The 17,828-nt window shown below is 47.9% G+C and carries 13 protein-coding genes; 7 read left to right on the top strand and 6 right to left on the bottom strand.

All coding sequences use genetic code 11. The features are described from left to right. Positions 1-53: 53 nt before the first annotated feature. A complete protein-coding gene (locus NYE50_RS06045; RefSeq protein ID WP_159353986.1) occupies positions 54-413 on the bottom strand; it encodes a hypothetical protein in 360 nt (119 codons plus the stop codon). Positions 414-563: 150 nt separating this feature from the next. On the opposite strand from NYE50_RS06045, the gene NYE50_RS06050 reads away from it, so the two are divergent. The 5 genes from NYE50_RS06050 to NYE50_RS06070 all read left to right on the top strand — a co-directional run bounded on the left by NYE50_RS06050 (position 564) and on the right by NYE50_RS06070 (position 5,666). Next, a complete protein-coding gene (locus NYE50_RS06050; protein ID WP_159353987.1) occupies positions 564-1,190 on the top strand; it encodes a TVP38/TMEM64 family protein in 627 nt (208 codons plus the stop codon). Further along, positions 1,187-1,702 (top strand): signal peptidase I, encoded by a 516-nt coding sequence (gene lepB, locus NYE50_RS06055; RefSeq protein ID WP_045925291.1) that lies wholly within the window; start codon positions 1,187-1,189, stop codon positions 1,700-1,702. The genes NYE50_RS06050 and lepB overlap by 4 nt, the downstream gene beginning before the upstream one ends. Before the next feature lie 145 nt (positions 1,703-1,847). Further along, a complete protein-coding gene (locus NYE50_RS06060) occupies positions 1,848-3,326 on the top strand; it encodes a monooxygenase (protein ID WP_159353988.1) in 1,479 nt (492 codons plus the stop codon). 88 nt (positions 3,327-3,414) lie between these two features. Next, positions 3,415-3,936 (top strand): MarR family transcriptional regulator, encoded by a 522-nt coding sequence (locus NYE50_RS06065; RefSeq protein WP_016938297.1) that lies wholly within the window; start codon positions 3,415-3,417, stop codon positions 3,934-3,936. A 161-nt stretch (positions 3,937-4,097) separates the two neighbouring features. Further along, entirely contained in the window at positions 4,098-5,666 is a 1,569-nt protein-coding gene (locus NYE50_RS06070; protein WP_340762868.1) for an IS1182 family transposase, read from the top strand. A 111-nt stretch (positions 5,667-5,777) separates the two neighbouring features. Here NYE50_RS06070 and NYE50_RS06075 read toward each other — a convergent pair whose 3' ends face one another. From NYE50_RS06075 to NYE50_RS06095, 5 genes are all read right to left on the bottom strand, one after another. Further along, positions 5,778-6,935 carry an AbrB family transcriptional regulator gene (locus NYE50_RS06075; protein ID WP_016938296.1) on the bottom strand — a complete coding sequence of 386 codons (1,158 nt, stop codon included), beginning with the start codon at positions 6,933-6,935 and terminating at the stop codon, positions 5,778-5,780. 166 nt (positions 6,936-7,101) lie between these two features. Next, a complete protein-coding gene (locus NYE50_RS06080; RefSeq protein WP_159353989.1) occupies positions 7,102-8,298 on the bottom strand; it encodes an MFS transporter in 1,197 nt (398 codons plus the stop codon). Positions 8,299-8,313: 15 nt separating this feature from the next. Then, positions 8,314-8,934, bottom strand: a complete 621-nt coding sequence (locus NYE50_RS06085) for a TetR/AcrR family transcriptional regulator (RefSeq protein ID WP_017417412.1) — start codon at positions 8,932-8,934, stop codon at positions 8,314-8,316. 251 nt (positions 8,935-9,185) lie between these two features. Continuing rightward, positions 9,186-9,695 (bottom strand): ferritin-like domain-containing protein, encoded by a 510-nt coding sequence (locus NYE50_RS06090; RefSeq protein ID WP_071181685.1) that lies wholly within the window; start codon positions 9,693-9,695, stop codon positions 9,186-9,188. A 68-nt stretch (positions 9,696-9,763) separates the two neighbouring features. Then, positions 9,764-10,474: a DUF421 domain-containing protein gene (locus NYE50_RS06095; protein WP_123117712.1), complete on the bottom strand. Its 711-nt coding sequence runs from the start codon at positions 10,472-10,474 to the stop codon at positions 9,764-9,766. Positions 10,475-10,617: 143 nt separating this feature from the next. On the opposite strand from NYE50_RS06095, the gene addB reads away from it, so the two are divergent. After that, positions 10,618-14,118 (top strand): helicase-exonuclease AddAB subunit AddB, encoded by a 3,501-nt coding sequence (addB, locus tag NYE50_RS06100; RefSeq protein ID WP_159353990.1) that lies wholly within the window; start codon positions 10,618-10,620, stop codon positions 14,116-14,118. Then, positions 14,105-17,809 carry a helicase-exonuclease AddAB subunit AddA gene (addA, locus tag NYE50_RS06105; protein WP_038461775.1) on the top strand — a complete coding sequence of 1,235 codons (3,705 nt, stop codon included), beginning with the start codon at positions 14,105-14,107 and terminating at the stop codon, positions 17,807-17,809. Before addB ends, addA begins: the two co-directional genes overlap by 14 nt. The last annotated feature ends 19 nt before the right edge of the window (positions 17,810-17,828 follow it).

Below are 17,828 nucleotides of genomic sequence, written 5' to 3' on the forward strand. Positions count from 1 at the left end.
GTGAATAGTCTGAAATTTATCGACTGAAAAGGAAAAGCAGTCCCGGCTGCTTTTTAAATGGTCGCAAGAGACAGGTAATATTCCACTAAGGCGGTTACCTGTTCCCGTATTCTCGGGTTGAAATAACGGTGTTTTTCTTCATAGCCGTTAATGGTGCATATATAAAGCGTAAATGCTTCATCTCTTTGGGCTTCGTATATTTTGATTTTACGCTTTCTTAACTCTTTTCGAACATCACTCAAATCCTTTTGTGCTAATTTTAAAGAGCAGCTGATAAGCTGTTTATAGGGTTGTTTTAATTTGAACGGGCACGAATCAAGCGCTTCGAAATCCCGATTCAGAATGGCGGCCGCCATGGGCAGAAACAGCCCTTTTTCGATGAGGTCGCGGGTGCCGCTCCGGATGTCAGGCATAAATACTCCTTCTTTCTTAAAAGAGAACATTTGTTCTTATTTTATACTCACTTACACGATATTTCAAGTCGGAAAATCTCGTAAACATTTTCGTTTTTTGGAGATAATGTGTAGAATAAGGATAGACAAACTCGTTAAGGAGTATAAACGTTGGAGCAATTTTTATCATATTTCACTGAGGAACAGCTGACGGAATGGTTCCGAAGCTATAGAGCTTTCGGCCCGGCGGCTGCGGTTTTACTGCCTTTTATTGAAGCGTTTCTTCCGTTTTTGCCGCTTGTTGTATTTGTGGTGGCGAATACGAATGCATTTGGGCTGTGGGAAGGTTTTTTTCTGTCGTGGCTCGGATCTGCGGCAGGATCACTGCTTATGTTTTATGCCGTCCGCCGTTTCGGACAGAAAAGAGCTTTCGGTTTCATCCGCAGGCATCAGACCATAAGGCGGATGATGCTGTGGGTTGAGCGGCACGGTTTCGGTCCGCTGTTTATTTTACTTTGCTTCCCCTTTACGCCGTCCGCTGCGGTTCATATCGTTGCCGGCCTGTCACGTGTGGGGGCGCTGCAGTTTGTATCAGCCGCCGCTATGGGGAAAATGGTCATGATCTTTATGATCAGCTTTATCGGGTATGACCTTCACGCGCTCTTTACACAGCCTTTCAGGATGGCGGGCGCCTTAACGGTGATCGCGGTGCTGTGGTATGCAGGAAAGCATATCGAACGGCGTTTACAGACGAGGATCAGTCAGCATGAGAAAGACGGAGGGAGACAGGAATCTTGAAAAAACGATTTTGGTTTATAGCCGGCGTGCTTATCGTTGTTTTGGCCATACAATTAAAAAATGCCATTTTTATTGATTACAAAGTCGAAGGAATCAGCATGAATCCGACCTTTAAACAAGGAAATGAGCTGATAGTCAACAAGTTTTCCCATCGTTACAAAACGATCCGCCGTTTCGATATTGTGCTGTTTAAAGGCCCGCACCACAAAGTACTGATCAAACGTGTCATCGGGCTCCCGGGCGAGTCGATCGCTTACAGGGAAGACCAGCTGTATGTGAATGGAAAACGGGTTTCAGAACCGTTTTTAAAACCGTTAAAGTCATCATTGTCCGCAGGCAGCCATGTGACCGGTGATTATACATTGAAGGAAACGACCGGGCGCAAAAGCATACCGAAAGGACAATATTTCGTTATTGGCGACAATCGCATATACAGCCTCGACAGCCGTCATTTCGGACCGATTAAGGATAAAGACATCGTCGGGGTGATCAGTGAATCAGACGCCAAGTGAACGGCGTCTTTTTTTCGGAAATGATTGTCAAAAAGCAGAGGGAAGACTATAATGAGAATTGTTACGCATGAAACAAAAATCAGGCGTTTTATTTTTAGTGATTTTGTTGCGTTTGTAACAAAAAATATGAAAGAGGGCTGATGAGATGGAAACACAGGCTGCCATTATCGGGGGAGGTCCGGTCGGGCTTATGCTTGCATCAGAACTGGCACTGGCCGGAGTGAAAACGACTGTCATTGAACGATTGAAGAAGACGGTGCCCTATTCCAAGGCGCTTATTATGCATCCGCGCACACTGGAGCTTTTTTCCATGAGAGGCATATTGGAACGCTTTTTGGATAAAGGGACGAAGGTGTCATCCGGCCATTTTTCGATGCTGGATACACGGCTGGATTTTTCCCGGCTGGATTCTAAGCAGAATTATTCGTTAATGCTGCCTCAGGCAGATACGGAGCGGCTTTTGGAAGAATATGCATCAAGTTTAGGCGCAGATATCATCCGCGGAGCGGAAGCGGTGTCCGTTACCCAGACGGATGACGGAGTGGAGACGGTGTTCCGGGATGAAAGCGGTATCCGCACCCTGCGCAGCTTATATGCCGCGGGTACAGACGGAGCGGGGAGCATTGTCCGGAAACAGGCGGGTATCGCTTTTTCGGGCACTGATGCCGACTTAATAGGAACCCTCTGTGATGCCGTTTTGAAAACTCCGCCTGAATCTGCCTTTTTTTCAACGTGCCGTCTGGCGGGATCGGTTGTCATTGTCCCTCTTACGGACGGGCTTTTCCGCGTCCTGATCGTTTCTCCGCACGCTCCGCAAAAGCGGAAAGAAGAGCCGGTCACAGAAAAAGAGCTGAAAGAAGACCTGCGGCAGATATGCGGCACTGATTTCGGATTGAGTGATCCGGTGTGGACGTCAAGGTTCGGCAATGCCGAGCGTCAGGCCGAACAATACCGCTCAGGCCGGGTTTTTGTGGCCGGTGATGCGGCGCATATTCATTTTCCCGCAGGCGGCCAAGGGCTGAACACGGGACTTCAGGATGCCTTCAACCTCGGCTGGAAGCTGGGGGCGCAAATGAAGGGGAAAGCGGCGCCTCATCTTCTGGACAGCTATCATCAGGAAAGGCACAGCGCGGGAAAAGAAGTTATGCACAATATAAAAACTCAGATCAAGCTCATGGATTTTACCGAGTCAGGGATGGCATTAAGAGATACGATGACCGCTTTGCTCGATTTTCAGGAGGCCAACCGTTTATTGGCGGGAAAAGTATCTGCGCTTGATCTGCATTATGAACCGGACCCGGAGCTGCCGCCGCATATCCTGAACGGAAAACGGCTGCCCGATATAGAGCTGATTCTTCATGACGGCCGGGCGGCCCGGCTGTATGATTTTCTTCACAAAGGCGGCTTTGTGCTGCTATCATTAAGAGGAAGCATTCCTGCCGATATTGATACGGACAGCGTGGCGACTGTCAGGGCGGCGCTTTCTGAAACACGTGCCGGCTGGGGTGACGTCTATTCTGTTTTGATCCGGCCGGACGGCCACGCGGCTTGGGCGGCCGGCGGCTCGGGACGTGAAGCGGAAGAAGCCGTACTGGCCGGTTTGGAGAGATGGGGACTTATCTGATACCCTTTTATGCGCCTGTGTGATTGTTTCTTCCGTAACAAAACGTTATAGTAAAAGAAACAATTCATACGGAAGGGGTGACCCGCAGTTGGACAGAAGACAGCCAGACCATGCAAAACACATGATTCTTGAAGGGCTGACAGACATTTTCCACGAGCAGGAGAGGTGTCAGGAGGACATCAGGGCGTCGTTGGCCGGACGGATGGACGAACTCCGAGAAGAAAACGGCAAAAAACTTCAGCTGACCTTGACGGAAATACACATTTTATCTTGTATCGGAGATCATGAACCGATCAATGTCACATCAATAGCAGAAAAAATGAAGACGACAAAACCGACCGTGTCGAGAAGCTGCGCGAAGTTTTTGGAAGCCGGCTTTCTGCGCAGAACCCGGCTGAGCGACAATAAAAAAGAAGTCTATTTCCGGCTGACTCCTGCCGGAAAAGAGCTGCATTCCCTTCATCACGAATACCACGAAATGATAAAAAAGCGGTTCTTGGCATTTTTGGACCGCTATACAGATGAAGAACTGTTATTTGCTGAACGGCTGTTCCGTGATCTTTCAGCAAACTGGCGCTCTGTAAATGGCGTCGGGCAGCTGTTGAAATAAAAAAGGGGCTGGGACAAAACCCACCTCTAAGACGAAAAAAACGGTGAAATTTTACGACGAGTAAACTTTCACCGTTTTTGATTATTTTACAATAAAAAATAAGGACAACTTCTGATAAAATTAAGTTACCATACAAAATCTAATCAGAAAGAAGTGTCCTTATGTTTAAAGATTATACCATGAATCAAATCGTTTTGCCTTTAGATTTAGAAGTAAAGTTACAAAATAATGATATTGCCTACCATGTCCATCATTTAGTGGAAAGTATCCCTCAAGAAGCGTTTGAACCATTTCTTCGAAATGAAGGTTGTCCTGCCTATCATCCACGCATGATGCTTAAAATTATTCTATGTGCCTACACTCAATCTGTCTTTTCAGGGCGTAAAATAGAGGCCCTATTAAAAGACAGTATCCGTATGATGTGGTTAGCTCAAGGGTATGAACCAAGCTACCGTACAATTAACCGATTTCGTGTTCAACCAGTAGTGAAAGATTTAATCCGTCAATGTTTCATCCAATTTCGCTGCCAATTGATTGAAGAAAAACTGATCGATCAAGAAGCGATATTTATCGATGGTACAAAGATTGAAGCGAATGCGAATAAATTTACGTTTGTCTGGAAGAAAGCGATTGAGAAATTTCATCAGCGTTTAATTGATAAGTCAAACCAGTTGTACAATGAGTTGCTTGAGAACGAAATCATACCCCAAATGGAACGGGAAAGTGATGAACAGCTATCATTTGGAGAGCTCACTCAAATGGTTCAAAAAGTAGACGAAGTAGTGACCGAATATGATAAACAAATAGAAGCATCTTCAGACGTTACGGAACGAAAAGCCTTACGAAGGGAACGAAAATACCCGAAACAAGTGCGTAAACAGTTGATTGATTTTATCCTAAGAAAACGGAAGTACCAACAGGATCTTAAAATCTTTGGACCACGTAATAGCTATTCTAAAACAGATCTAGATGCGACATTTATGCGAATGAAAGATGATTATATGAAAAACGGGCAATTGAAAGCTGGTTACAATGTACAAATCGCAACGGAAGGTCAATATGCGCTTGCTTATAGTCTATTTCCAAACCCAACAGATACACGTACGTTAATTCCATTTTTAGATGAGATCGAGCAACATTATTTCGAGTTACCGAAACATATAGTTGCAGATGCAGGTTATGGTAGTGAACAAAACTTTAGTGATATTCTCTCAAACAGAAACCGAGAAGCACTGATAACATATAACATGTTTTTGAAGGAACAAAAGAAAAAGTACAAACAAAATACATTTAATCCTGATAACTGGGTATATGATCAAGAAACCGATACATATACGTGCCCTAATCAGAAACGTTTAGAATTTCAATATCATTCTGTCCGAACGGACGCTACAGGTTTCCAAAGGAGTTTCAAAGTCTACGAGTGCGAAGACTGTTCAGGATGCCCATTCCGTTCATCATGTACCAAGGCAAAAGAAGGAAACAATCGAAAACTAATGGTGAACAAAAAATGGGAACAGCAAAAAGAATATGTGAGAGCGAAGCTTTCAGAAGAGAAAACGAGTGCCATCTATCGAAAACGTAAAACCGATGTGGAACCAGTTTTTGGATTCTTGAAGGCTAATTTGCGTTTCACTCGATTTTCTGTACGAGGAAAATCGAAGGTAGCAAACGAAATGGGTCTCGCATTAATGGCAGTGAATTTAAGAAAATTCACTGCCAACTTCTAAGGTAATAGAAGAATTTATACATAAAAATAAAGAAAGATGAATTTGAGTACCCCCAAATTCACCTTTCTCATTATTTGAAGCTAGTTTTGTCCCAGCCACTTTTTATTCGGCTCATGTTCCTCTTTCTGCCCGGCCTCTATCGCCGTGCGCCTTTTTCAGCTGAGAAAGGTGGTGCAGCAGGCGATAGAAGGGCGGAAGCATGGCGATGACGAGAACGATCCTGATGACCTGAACCGCGACGACGAAAGTCGAGTCCTCATGCAGCGTGATCGAAGTCGCCGCCATCTCGGCGATTCCGCCGGGAGAGAAGGCGAGAACGGATGTAATCATGGAGATGCCCGTTAATTTAGAAACGGCAACCGCACTAAGGATCATTGCGGCGATTAATCCGACGGAGGAAATAAATCCGATCGTAAGCACTCTGGACACGCCGGTGAACATGCTTTTGTACATTTTCGAACCGATTGTGGCGCCGAGAAAAATTTGTGACAGCTGGTTCGCTTCCGGCGGCCACCAGGCCAGCATGTCTTTTCCCGCTAAAGCCGACACGCCGATTTCCGCGGCAGCAACGCCGATCATGCTGCCGAGCAGCCAAGGAGCGGGAAATTTCAGCCGTTTTGCGGCCTTACTTGCAAGCCAGGCAGCCAAAATAAATCCGGCCGTTAACAAGACGGGAATAAGGCCCGGATGTGAAGCTCCTGCTGAAACGGCTCCGGCTGATGTCTGAGCCGTACCGTTTTGTTTGGTAAATAAGAAAATGACGAGAAACGGTATTGTCATGACAACCAAAAGGACGCGTGTCAGCTGAATGAGACTTACAATCGCGGTATTTGCGCCGACTTCCTGGGCGATACCGGGCATGGCGGATAAACCGCCCGGCGCCGTTCCTACAAAGCTTGTCATCATGTCCGTCCGGCTGAACCGAAAGAGCACATATCCGGAAACAAGCGCCATCGCGATAGAGAAAATCAGCATGAAGCCAACCGGCAGCCAATGATCCCGTAAAACTGAAAGAACGGACAGGTTCAGTTTTTGGCCGAGTTCGATGCCGAGAATCATTTGTCCCGCCGCAAGCCATCTGCGGTTAATCCCTCTTCTGTCAGCCGCCATGAACAGCCAGCGGGGCCTCGTCATGGAGAGGATGCAGCCGGCGGCCAGCGTTCCGAGCATCCAGGCGATCGACATTCCTGTAAGCGAAAGAAGAAACCCCCCTGCCGCACTGATGAGAATAAACCAGATATCCGTAAGGAGATGTTTGTCTTTCTTCAATGAAAACCCTTCTTCCTGAAACATTCATATTAAATTGTTAAGCTCGTTAACCTTACTATTACTATAGTATAGATTTTGAGATAAATAAATAATGAATTATTTCTCATAATCCATTCATTTTTCTTATCGAAAACGCAAAAAAGCTCCGGAGATGGGTGAGTGCACCCTACTCCGAAACCTCGCCCGCTTTTCCTTTCCACACAAGGGTCAATCCCAGACCGAGAAATAAAACCACACCTGCGAACAGAAACGGGAAGTGAATATTCATATCAAATAAAATACCGCCCAGAGCCGGGCCGAAAATGGTGCCCAAACTCGTGTATGTTGAGTTCATACCGGCAACAAACCCCTGCTGATTTCCTGCGATTTTCGATAGATAAGTTGTCAGTGCCGGGCGCAGTAAATCAAACGCAAGGAAAATGATGCAGGTGACAGCGAGCACGGGTAAAAACCCTGACATCACCGTAGAAACGAAAGCCAGCACAGCGCCGATGATCAGACAAAGCTGAATGACTTTTTTCTCCCCGAGGAAGTTGACAAGTCTGCCGAATGCGAGCACTTGAATGAGGACCGCCACAATGGAGCTGAACGTAATAATAATGGCGATATCCTTTGGAGTGAAGCCGAATTTATGGTTTGTAAATAAGCTGAATACCGTTTCGTACGCCGACAGCCCGAATGCCAAAACAAAGACGATGATAAAGGCGATCAAGTAGCTTGGATGAATCGACTTTTTCAAATCTTTTAAGAAGGTTGATTCTTTGACGCTTTCCATCTGCTTTGCGCGTTCTTCTTTAGTTAACGGCTCTTTCAGCATAAAGACAGAGGAAATCACTGCGATAAATGCAATTCCCGCCGCAAAGAAAAACGGCATTCGAACGCCGTGATCGGCAATAAATCCTCCTATGCCGGGCCCGATGATAAACCCTGTGCTGATGGCGGCAGATACATAGCCCATCGCCTTCGATCTTTCCTGCACCGTCGTAATATCTGCGACATACGCTGTAACAGCGGGCATGATAAAAGCGGCACTGATGCCCCCCAGCACCCTTGCGAAATATAAAATGGAGACATGTGTGCCCAATCCGAAGGTCAGTTCGGATAATGCGAACAAAAACAGTCCGGCGAGAATCATGATTTTTCTGCCGAAGCGGTCAACCCATCTCCCCGCAATGGGGGATGCAATTAATTGCGCGACGGCGAAGGCAGCGACAAGGTATCCCATTGTGCTGCCCGTCAAGTGCATCACATTCATAAACAGCGGCATAACGGGAATGATCAATCCGATGCCTAAAAACGCAATAAATATGTTGCTTAATAAGATGATGAGTACAGCCTTTTGTTCTCTGATCGGTTTTTGCATGTTATTTCTCCTTTGTCAGCTGTCATTCTGTTTATCAGCGCTGATCGACCCGTGAATAAACGCGGAGATGGCTTCTTTTTGCAATTCGATTCTTTGCTGAATGGTATCGTTTTTATATAGCACATCTAAACCGTAGAAGACGGATAGCAGGATTTTCACTTTTGATTCGACATGATGAATGGACCAGCTGCCGTCTTGATTTCCCTCTTCTAAGATCTCCCTCATCACATCGTCATATTCAATATCAATTTTGTTGAGCCGCTTTACGACCTCCTCTGACGTAAACGCACTCGCATAAAACTCTTCACTTGCTCTCATAAGCGGGTAATTAATGCTCATCCGGCTGAGCAGCTCCGCAAAGCCCGCCAGTTTTTCGGCAGCATCTTTCAGATCAGCTTCCATTTCCCTCCACGTCTCGATCATCACGCGGTGATCCTCTTCCATGATATGAAGAAACAGAAACTCTTTTCCTTTAAAATGGTGATATAGATTGCCTTTACTGATTTCGGCCGCCTCTAAAATATCCCGAATCGATGTTTCTGAATATCCTTTTTTTGCAAATAAGTCACGCGAAGCGGATACGAGCCTGTTCTTCGTCTTTTCGCTCTTTCCGGCACCGCCTTTTGTATTTGTCACTTCACACAGATCCTTTCCGCCTCATTCATATCGTTGTCCCGGCAAAGCGGGGCTCGGTTCGTTTAAAACCGACCAGTTGGTTTATTTTATTATAAAGGGTTTTTGCTGATTATACAATGAAGAAGTTATCCATTGTTTAGAGGGAGTATAAAAACGGCTCGAAAAGTAAACCCCATTCTCTCATGTTGAAAGAACGGGGTTTGTCTGCGGTCTGAAGACTCCCGGCGGGGGAGCGTGATCTGCCTGAACCGTTATTTTCCGGTATTTACCTCGGTGTAGCTTGTGTTCGGCGCGTTTGATACCGTTCCCCCTGTATGGTGGAAAGGAGAGTGGGCCATATCGTATAAAAACCAGACGGCATGACGCTGCTCGTCAAATGCCGTGCGGGCAAATAACCGCTTCGCTTCCGGATGCACCGCTCTATCGGATGCCTGCAAATAAAAATCATTCGTTTTCTGCTCATCATAAAACGCCGCCCTCAGTCCTTCTCTGTATGTGTGCGGACAATGCTCCGTCTGTTTCGACGTCAACTGTTTTCCGGTAATTGACGTATACAGTGAAGAGAAAGCGTGCAGGTGGCGCACTTCTTCTTCTCTGATATGTTCGATTCGTCTTCTGATTTCTGCGGTCGGCGCTTTTTCGGCTAATATTGAGTAGCAAATCACAGCGCTGTATTCACCGTTTATGGATTTTACCAGATCCTTGATAAGCACAGAATCGTCACTGCAGATGGCTGTATAATGAAAAAAATTCTCGTGCATTGGACTCACCCCCGGATGTTTATAGGGTATTATACGGCGGCAGCCCGTGACATGTGCGGATGTCATTTTTATTCTTGATCCAGCGGCGATGTAATATGGTCGTCGTATGTGTCGACAAAAAGCCGGCCGTTGCTTCCGCGCACAGCGTATACGACGTCTTCCGGTTTGAGGTTTCTCTTGTCCAATTCTTCTCTCAGCCATTTTTCCGATACGTGGTTTTCTTCCAGATTCTTCATCACCAGCCGGCCGTCCATAATCAGCTCAACGGCAAAGTTCTTTTCATGTCCGGCAAAGATGCCGAGATCCTGTCTTGTAATGGGCGCAAATTCCGGTTTGACCTCCACTGACATGCTGCCGTTTGTTTCAATGATGGCAGTCTGAACCTGAGAAATGTCAAATACGTCATTTACACGCAGCTGCTGGTTCAAGTAGTCGATGGTATAACGCATCGTTTTCATATTATGCTCAAGTATTTTACCGTTTTGAATGATAATGGTCGGTTTGCCTGCAAAGAAACCCCTAAGGGCCCTGTTTTTCATAGAAAGATATGCGACAAGGTAAATGATTGCCACGAAAATAATGTAGGCAATGACATTATAATGAATCGGCAGCTTTGTATTAAACGACAGATTGGCCGTGATGGCGCCGAGCGAGATGGCCGCAATGAAATCAAAAAGCGTCATCTGTGAAATGGTTTGTTTACCGAGTATCCGGGCGCCGATAAACAGAATGCTGAACGACAGAGCCGTCCGTACAATTACTTCGGGATATTCTGACATCACCATTAGTCCTTCTTTCTTTATTTTGGTCAAAAACGATATTTTTTAAAACAGTCATCCCGTTTTTACCAGCAGATGAGATTGGTCATTTTCGTCAACTTTCGATAAAATGTAGAAAGATAAAAAGAGAGGGGTCTTTTAATTTGGGTGTTGAGTTTTTAGTAGGCAGATCGGGGAGTGGGAAAACGAGGCTGATTATCGACAGCATTCAAGATGAACTGCGCCGGGAGCCGTTCGGGAAACCGATCATTTTTCTAGTCCCGGATCAAATGACGTTTTTAATGGAATATGAGCTTGCTAAAACGCCGGATATCGGCGGCATGATACGCGCTCAAGTGTTCAGTTTTTCGCGTTTGGCGTGGCGCGTGCTTCAGCATACCGGGGGCATGAACCGCCCGTTTGTGACGACGACGGGTGTGCAGATGCTTTTAAGGAAACTGATTGAAGAATATAAGCACGAGTTTAAAGTGTATCAAAAAGCGAGTGACAAAACCGGGTTCACTGAGCAGGTGGAACGGATGCTGACAGAGTTTAAGCGGTACTGTATTGAGCCTGAAGACGTCCGCCGCATGGCGGAAAGCGGAACGGCGTCAGAATATCGCGGAGAGCGGATGCTGTCTGAAAAACTTCATGATTTAGGCATTTTATATCAGCAGATGGAAAGAAGCCTCGCCGGACACTATTTGCATTCAGAGGATTATTTGACGCTGCTCGCTCAGCAGATTCCTTTGGCGGACGTTGTAAAAGGCGCCCGTGTTTATGTCGACGGATTCTATCAATTTACGCCGCAGGAATTAAGGGTGCTGGAGCAGCTGATCATGCATGCTGAACATGTCACATTCTCGCTGACGGCGGACAGCCCTTCGGCGGAACAGGCACCGGATGAGCTCGATCTGTTCAGAATGACGGGAAGCACATACTATAAGCTTTATCAGACGGCAAAGGAATTGAATGCCGATATTTCCTGCAAGGAACTGCATGGCACGAAGCGGCATCGGCATGTGCCGGAGCTTGCCTGTATAGAGTCGCAGTACGATGTGCGTCCCGCCGCGGCGTATACCGGCGGACAGGAAGCTTTTACCGTCATGCAGGCGCAAAACAGAAGAGCTGAGCTTGAAGGTATTGCCCGGGAAATTCAATCACTTGTCCGGGACGGAGGATACCGGTACAAAGATATGGCGATTCTCATCCGTCAGCCGGAAGATTATAAAGATTTGCTGAAGGAAGTGTTTGCCGATTACGGGCTTCCTTATTTTATAGACGGAAAAGCTTCTATGCAGCATCACCCGCTTATTGAATTCATCCGTTCAAGCCTGGATGTCGTGAAGGGGAACTGGAGATATGAAGCGGTGTTCCGCTGTGCGAAAACCGAACTGTTATTCCCGCTTGATCAGCCGGAGCAGAAAATAAGAGAGCAGGTCGATCAGCTTGAAAACTACTGTATCGCCTACGGCATTAAAGGGGAGCGCTGGACGAGCGGCGAGCGGTTTGTATACAGGCGCTTCGTATCGCTCGATGAGGATTCCGCGCAGACAGATCAGGAAATAGAGATGGAGCAAATGCTGAATGAGACGAAAGAGTGGATGGCCGCGCCCCTTGTCCGGCTTCAAAACCGGATGAAAAAGGCGAAAACGGTTCAAAGCATGGCGGAGGCTCTTTATCTCTTTTTGGAAGATACCGATGTTCCCCTGAAGCTGGACCGAAAAAGGCAGCGGGCCGAAGAGGCCGGAAACATGATCGAAGCGCAGCAGCACGGCCAGGCGTGGGATGCCGTTATCCAGCTTCTCGAGGAGTTTGCCGGCATGATGGGTGAAGATGAAATATCTTTGGCGCTGTTCCAGCAAATGCTTGAAACGGGAACGGAATCGCTTCATTTTTCTTTAATTCCTCCTGCGCTTGACCAAGTATTTGTAGGGAATATGGATCTCTCAAGAATGTACGGCACGTCCTGCACATTCGTCATCGGGGCCAATGACGGCGTTCTTCCGGCGCGCCCGGATGAAAACGGCGTGCTGTCTGATGATGACCGGGAGTGGCTGAAAGCGGTCGGAGTGGAGCTGTCTTCCGCGGGGCGTGAGCGGCTGCTTGATGAGCATTTTTTCATCTATATGGCGCTGTCGAGTCCGTCTGACCGTCTTTATGTGTCATACCCGATTGCCGATGCGGAAGGAAAAACGCTCCTGCCGTCAATCGTTGTAAACAGGCTTGGCGAGCTGTTTCCCGATCATCAGGAAAAGCTGTCAGCGGCTGATCCCGAGCAGGTAAGCGAAGAAGAGCAGCTCCAGTATCTCGTCAATAAACAGGTGGCTCAGACATATACGGCAAGTCAGCTCAGGCTGTGGACAAGAGAGTACGAGATCAGTGACGTATGGTGGAGCGCATACAATGTGCTGATGAAAGAGTCTGATCACCGGCGTGCGAAAAAGCTGTTTTCAAGCCTGTTTTTCCGCAATGAGGCGAAGCGTCTTGAACGGCCTGTTTCGCGCCAGCTTTACGGCGAGCATATTAAAGGAAGCGTCTCCCGGATGGAGGCGTTTAATGCCTGCCAGTTTTCCCATTTTGCATCACACGGGCTTCAATTAAAAGAGCGGCAGTTTTTCAAGCTGGAAGCCCCGGATATCGGCCAGCTGTTTCACTCCAGCCTGAAGCTGATTTCAGACCGGCTTCGTGAGCAGAAGCTGGAATGGCGCGATCTGACGAAAGATCAGTGCCGGAATTTCTCCTATGAAGCGGTGGAACGGCTTGCGCCAAAGCTGCAAAAAGAGATTCTGCTCAGCTCAAACAGACACTTTTATGTGAAGGAAAAACTGCAGAAGATCGTCACGCGTGTTTCAGGCATATTAAGCGAGCATGCGAAGGCGAGCGGTTTCGTCCCGGTCGGTCTTGAACTCGGTTTCGGCGGAAGCGGGCCGCTGCCTCCGCTCACTTTCACGCTGAAAAACGGCTGTACGATGGAACTCGTCGGACGGATCGACCGCGTGGATAAAGTGGAAAGCTCAAAAGGCCTGCTGCTGAGAATCGTTGATTATAAATCAAGCGACAGAGGGCTTGATCTGGCTGAGGTGTATTACGGGCTCGCTCTGCAAATGCTCACATATCTTGACTTATCGATTACACATTCCGCGGATTGGCTCGGCATGAAAGCGACCCCGGCAGGCGTTTTGTATTTCCATATTCATGATCCGATGATTCAGGCCAGTCTGCCGATGGGGCTTGATGAAATCGAGCAGGAAATTTTTAAGAAATTTAAAATGAAAGGCCTTCTCCTCGGTGACCGGGAGGCGATCAGCCTGATGGACACGACGTTGGAGGAAGGGCGTTCAAATATCGTCAATGCCGGTTTGAAAAAGGACGGGTCTTTAAGATCCGACTCAGCCGCGGTCAGCGAACAGGACTTTCATCTGCTGACAGACCATGTGCGGCGGACATTTGAACAGGCGGGCGAAGCGATAACGGACGGGCTTGTGTCCATTACCCCGTATAAGCTGAAAGATAAGACGCCTTGTACGTATTGTGCGTTTCAATCGGTGTGCCAGTTTGATGAGTCGCTTAAGGAAAATGAATACCGCAGCCTGAAAGCGGAAAAAGACGGCACCATACTGGATTGGCTGAAGAAGGAGGCGGATGATGATGCAAATTCCTAAACCGAAAGACAGCATATGGACGGATGACCAATGGAGCGCCATCGTTTCTTCCGGCCGCGATATTCTGGTCGCTGCCGCAGCCGGATCAGGTAAAACGGCCGTGCTCGTGGAACGGATGATCAGAAAGATAACCGCGGAAGAAGATCCGGTTGATGTTGACAGGCTCCTTGTGGTGACCTTTACAAACGCCTCAGCAGCGGAGATGAAGCATCGGATCGCGGAAGCATTAGAAAAAGAGCTCGCCAAAAATCCGGGATCTCTGCATATCAGACGGCAGCTCTCTCTATTAAATCGGGCGAGCATTTCGACGCTTCACTCTTTCTGTCTGCAAGTGCTTAAAAAATATTATTATATGATTGATCTTGACCCCGGTTTTCGGATGGCTGACCAGACGGAAGGCGAATTGCTCGGAGACGAAGTGCTTGATGAGCTGTTTGAAGATGAATACGCAAAAGGGAATCAGGCGTTTTTTGAGCTTGCGGACAGATATACGACAGACAGGCATGATCTGGATCTTCAAGACCTTGTCAAACGGGTGTACGAGTATTCCCGGTCGCATCCTGACCCGGAAGCGTGGCTGCAAAGCTTTGTCCGCTTGTATGACGTGACGGAAGAAAGCAAAATGGAAGAGCTTCCGTTTTACCAGTATGTGAGAGAAGATGTTGAAATGGCGCTCTTCGGGGCAAAACAAAAGCTTGAGAAGGCGCTTGAACTGACAAAAGCGCCCGGCGGGCCGGCCCCGCGCGCTGATAATTTTCTGGATGACCTTCAGCAGATAGAAGAGCTGATCAGCTGCCGGCATGACTTCGATGCGCTGTATGAACGGGTTCCCGCAGTCTCATTTAAGCGGGCGAAGGCGGTAAAGGGTGATGAATTTGACAAAGCGCTTTTGGACGAAGCGACCGATTTGCGAAACGGCGCGAAGAAACTGATCGAAAAGGTAAAGACAGATTACTTTACAAGAAGTCCGCAAGATCACTTAAAGAGTTTAACAGATATGAAGCCTGTCATCGAAACGCTCGTTCAGCTCGTGATATCGTACGGAAAACGATTTGAAGCGGCGAAACAAGAAAAATCAATTATTGATTTCTCAGATTTGGAACATTACTGCCTGGCGATTTTAACTGCGGTTGATGAAGAAGGCCGGCGGGTGCCGAGCGAAGCGGCCGTTTATTATCAAGACCAGTTTCATGAAGTTCTGGTTGATGAATATCAAGATACCAATCTTGTGCAGGAGTCTATCCTGCAGCTTGTTAAAAGCGGGAATGAAGAGGCGGGAAATCTGTTTATGGTAGGCGACGTAAAACAATCGATCTACCGTTTCAGACTTGCTGAGCCGCTGCTGTTTCTCGGGAAATATAAAAGGTTTACAGAAAGCGGGGAAGGCGCGGGGCAGAAAATTGATCTGAACCAAAATTTCCGCAGCCGCTCCGATATTTTGGACAGTACGAATTTCTTGTTTAAGCAGCTGATGGGCGGAAAAATCGGCGAAGTGGACTACGATGAACAGGCGGCATTGAAGCTCGGCGCTTCGTATCCGCCGAATGACGCGGCAAAAACGGAACTGCTGCTGATTGACAGCGCTGATGACGCAGACAGCGCCGAGGATGCCGAAGACTTTGAAACCGTGCACTGGGAAGCGAAAGCGATAGCCGGGGAGATCCGAAAGCTTGTCTCATCTCCGTTTAAGGTATATGACGGCAAAACAAAAACACACCGGAATATCCAGTACCGGGATATCGTGATTTTGCTGCGCTCCATGCCGTGGGCGCCGCAATTAATGGAAGAGCTGAAAAACCAGGGCATTCCGGTGTACGCCAATTTGACGTCGGGTTACTTTGAAGCCGTGGAGGTGGCTGCGGCGCTTTCAGTCTTGAAGGTGATTGATAATCCGTATCAGGATATTCCGCTTGCTTCCGTGCTGCGCTCGCCCATCGTCGGATGTGACGAAAATGAACTTGCGCTGATACGCCTTGAAAAGAAAAAAGCGCCGTTTTATGAAGCGCTGAAAGCATATATAGCGAACGGTGACAGGCATGATGACCTGTATCAAAAACTGAGAACCTTTTATGACAGTCTGCAAAAGTGGCGGTCATTTTCGACGAATCATTCGGTGTCTGAGCTGATTTGGGAAGTATACCGCGATACCGGATATTTTGACTATGCAGGCGGCATGCCTGGCGGAAAGCAGCGCCAGGCCAATCTGCGCGTCTTGTATGACCGGGCGCGCTCGTACGAAGCGACGGCGTTCCGCGGGTTATTCCGCTTTTTGCGGTTCATTGAACGGATGCAGGAGCGCGGCGATGATCTGGGGACGGCCCGGGCGCTCAGCGAGCAGGAGGATGTCGTTCGGCTGATGACGATCCACAGCAGCAAAGGACTTGAATTTCCCGTCGTTTTCACCGCCGGACTCGGCAGAAGTTTTAATATGATGGATCTCAACAAATCATACCTGCTTGATAAAGAGCTCGGTTTCGGCACGAAGTATATTCATCCGGAACTCAGAATCAGCTATCCGACTCTGCCGCTTGTGGCGATGAAGAAAAAGATGCGCAGAGAGCTCTTAGCGGAAGAATTGCGCGTATTGTATGTGGCGCTGACCAGAGCGAAGGAAAAGCTGTTTCTCGTCGGTTCCTGCAAAAACCGGGAAAAACAGCTGGCCAAATGGCAGGCGCAAGCAGACCGGGCTGATTGGCTTCTTTCTGAATTCGACCGCTATCAGGCGTCATCTTATTTGGACTTTATCGGGCCGGCGCTCATCCGCCACCGTGACATGGAGGCGCACAGGACGCCGGGACTTTCATCGTCTGAGGATATCGCGCGCGACCCGTCGCGTTTTCACATCCGGATGCTGCAGCAAAGTGAATTGCTGGAAGAGAATCCAAAAGAACGTGCTGAAGAAAAGAGCAAACGTCTCAAAGCGATTCAGCAGGGCGAGCCGATTCCTGGTTCGTTTTCATTTGATGATCAGGCGCGCCGTCTGCTTGAATGGGAATATCCGTACCGAGAGCTGACGGCTATCAGAACGAAGCAGTCAGTTTCTGAGCTGAAGAGAAAGCAAGAATACGAGGATGAATACAGCGGCCGCTCTCTCATCAAACCGTCAGGAGACACGCTTTTATACAGGCGTCCCGGTTTTATGATGAAAAAAGGGCTGACAGCTGCCGAAAAAGGAACGGCGATGCATACGGTGATGCAGCACATACCGCTGACGCACGTGCCGACTGCCGAAGAAGCGGAGCGGACGGTCCGGATGCTTTACGAAAAAGAGCTGCTGACAGAAGAACAGCAGGAAGCTATTGATATAGAAGAAATTGTTCAGTTTTTCGGAACTGAAATCGGTAAAGACCTTCTCGGGGCGCTGCGGATTGACCGGGAAGTGCCGTTCAGTATGGCGCTTCCGGCCGGCGAGGTGTACAAGGATGCCGAAACGGCCGGTGAACCGCTGCTCGTGCAGGGGATTATTGACTGCCTCTACGAAACTGCGGACGGTCTCTATTTGCTGGACTATAAGACAGATCGGATAGAGGGGAAATTCCGGAACGGATTTGAAGGCGCGGCTCCGATTCTGCAAAAAAGGTATGAAACACAAATCGAATTGTATACAAAAGCGGTTGAACAAATTACGAAAACGAAAGTGAAAGGGCGTGCGCTCTATTTCTTCGATGGAGGTCACGTTCTTACACTGTAACAAGATCCGAAGCTCCTTT

This window comes from Bacillus sp. EU55, from assembly GCF_038005925.1.
GTDB classification, from domain to species: Bacteria; Bacillota; Bacilli; order Bacillales; family Bacillaceae; genus Bacillus; species Bacillus velezensis.

Bases quoted from the DNA above. Each gene is read 5' to 3' on its own strand.
- NYE50_RS06045 (WP_159353986.1), bottom strand. From the start codon at position 413: ATGCCTGACATCCGGAGCGGCACCCGCGACCTCATCGAAAAAGGGCTG.
- NYE50_RS06060 (WP_159353988.1), top strand. From the start codon at position 1,848: ATGGAAACACAGGCTGCCATTATCGGGGGAGGTCCGGTCGGGCTTATG.
- NYE50_RS06070 (WP_340762868.1), top strand. From the start codon at position 4,098: ATGTTTAAAGATTATACCATGAATCAAATCGTTTTGCCTTTAGATTTA.
- NYE50_RS06080 (WP_159353989.1), bottom strand. From the start codon at position 8,298: ATGCAAAAACCGATCAGAGAACAAAAGGCTGTACTCATCATCTTATTA.
- NYE50_RS06090 (WP_071181685.1), bottom strand. From the start codon at position 9,695: ATGCACGAGAATTTTTTTCATTATACAGCCATCTGCAGTGACGATTCT.
- NYE50_RS06095 (WP_123117712.1), bottom strand. From the start codon at position 10,474: ATGTCAGAATATCCCGAAGTAATTGTACGGACGGCTCTGTCGTTCAGC.
- addA (WP_038461775.1), top strand. From the start codon at position 14,105: ATGCAAATTCCTAAACCGAAAGACAGCATATGGACGGATGACCAATGG.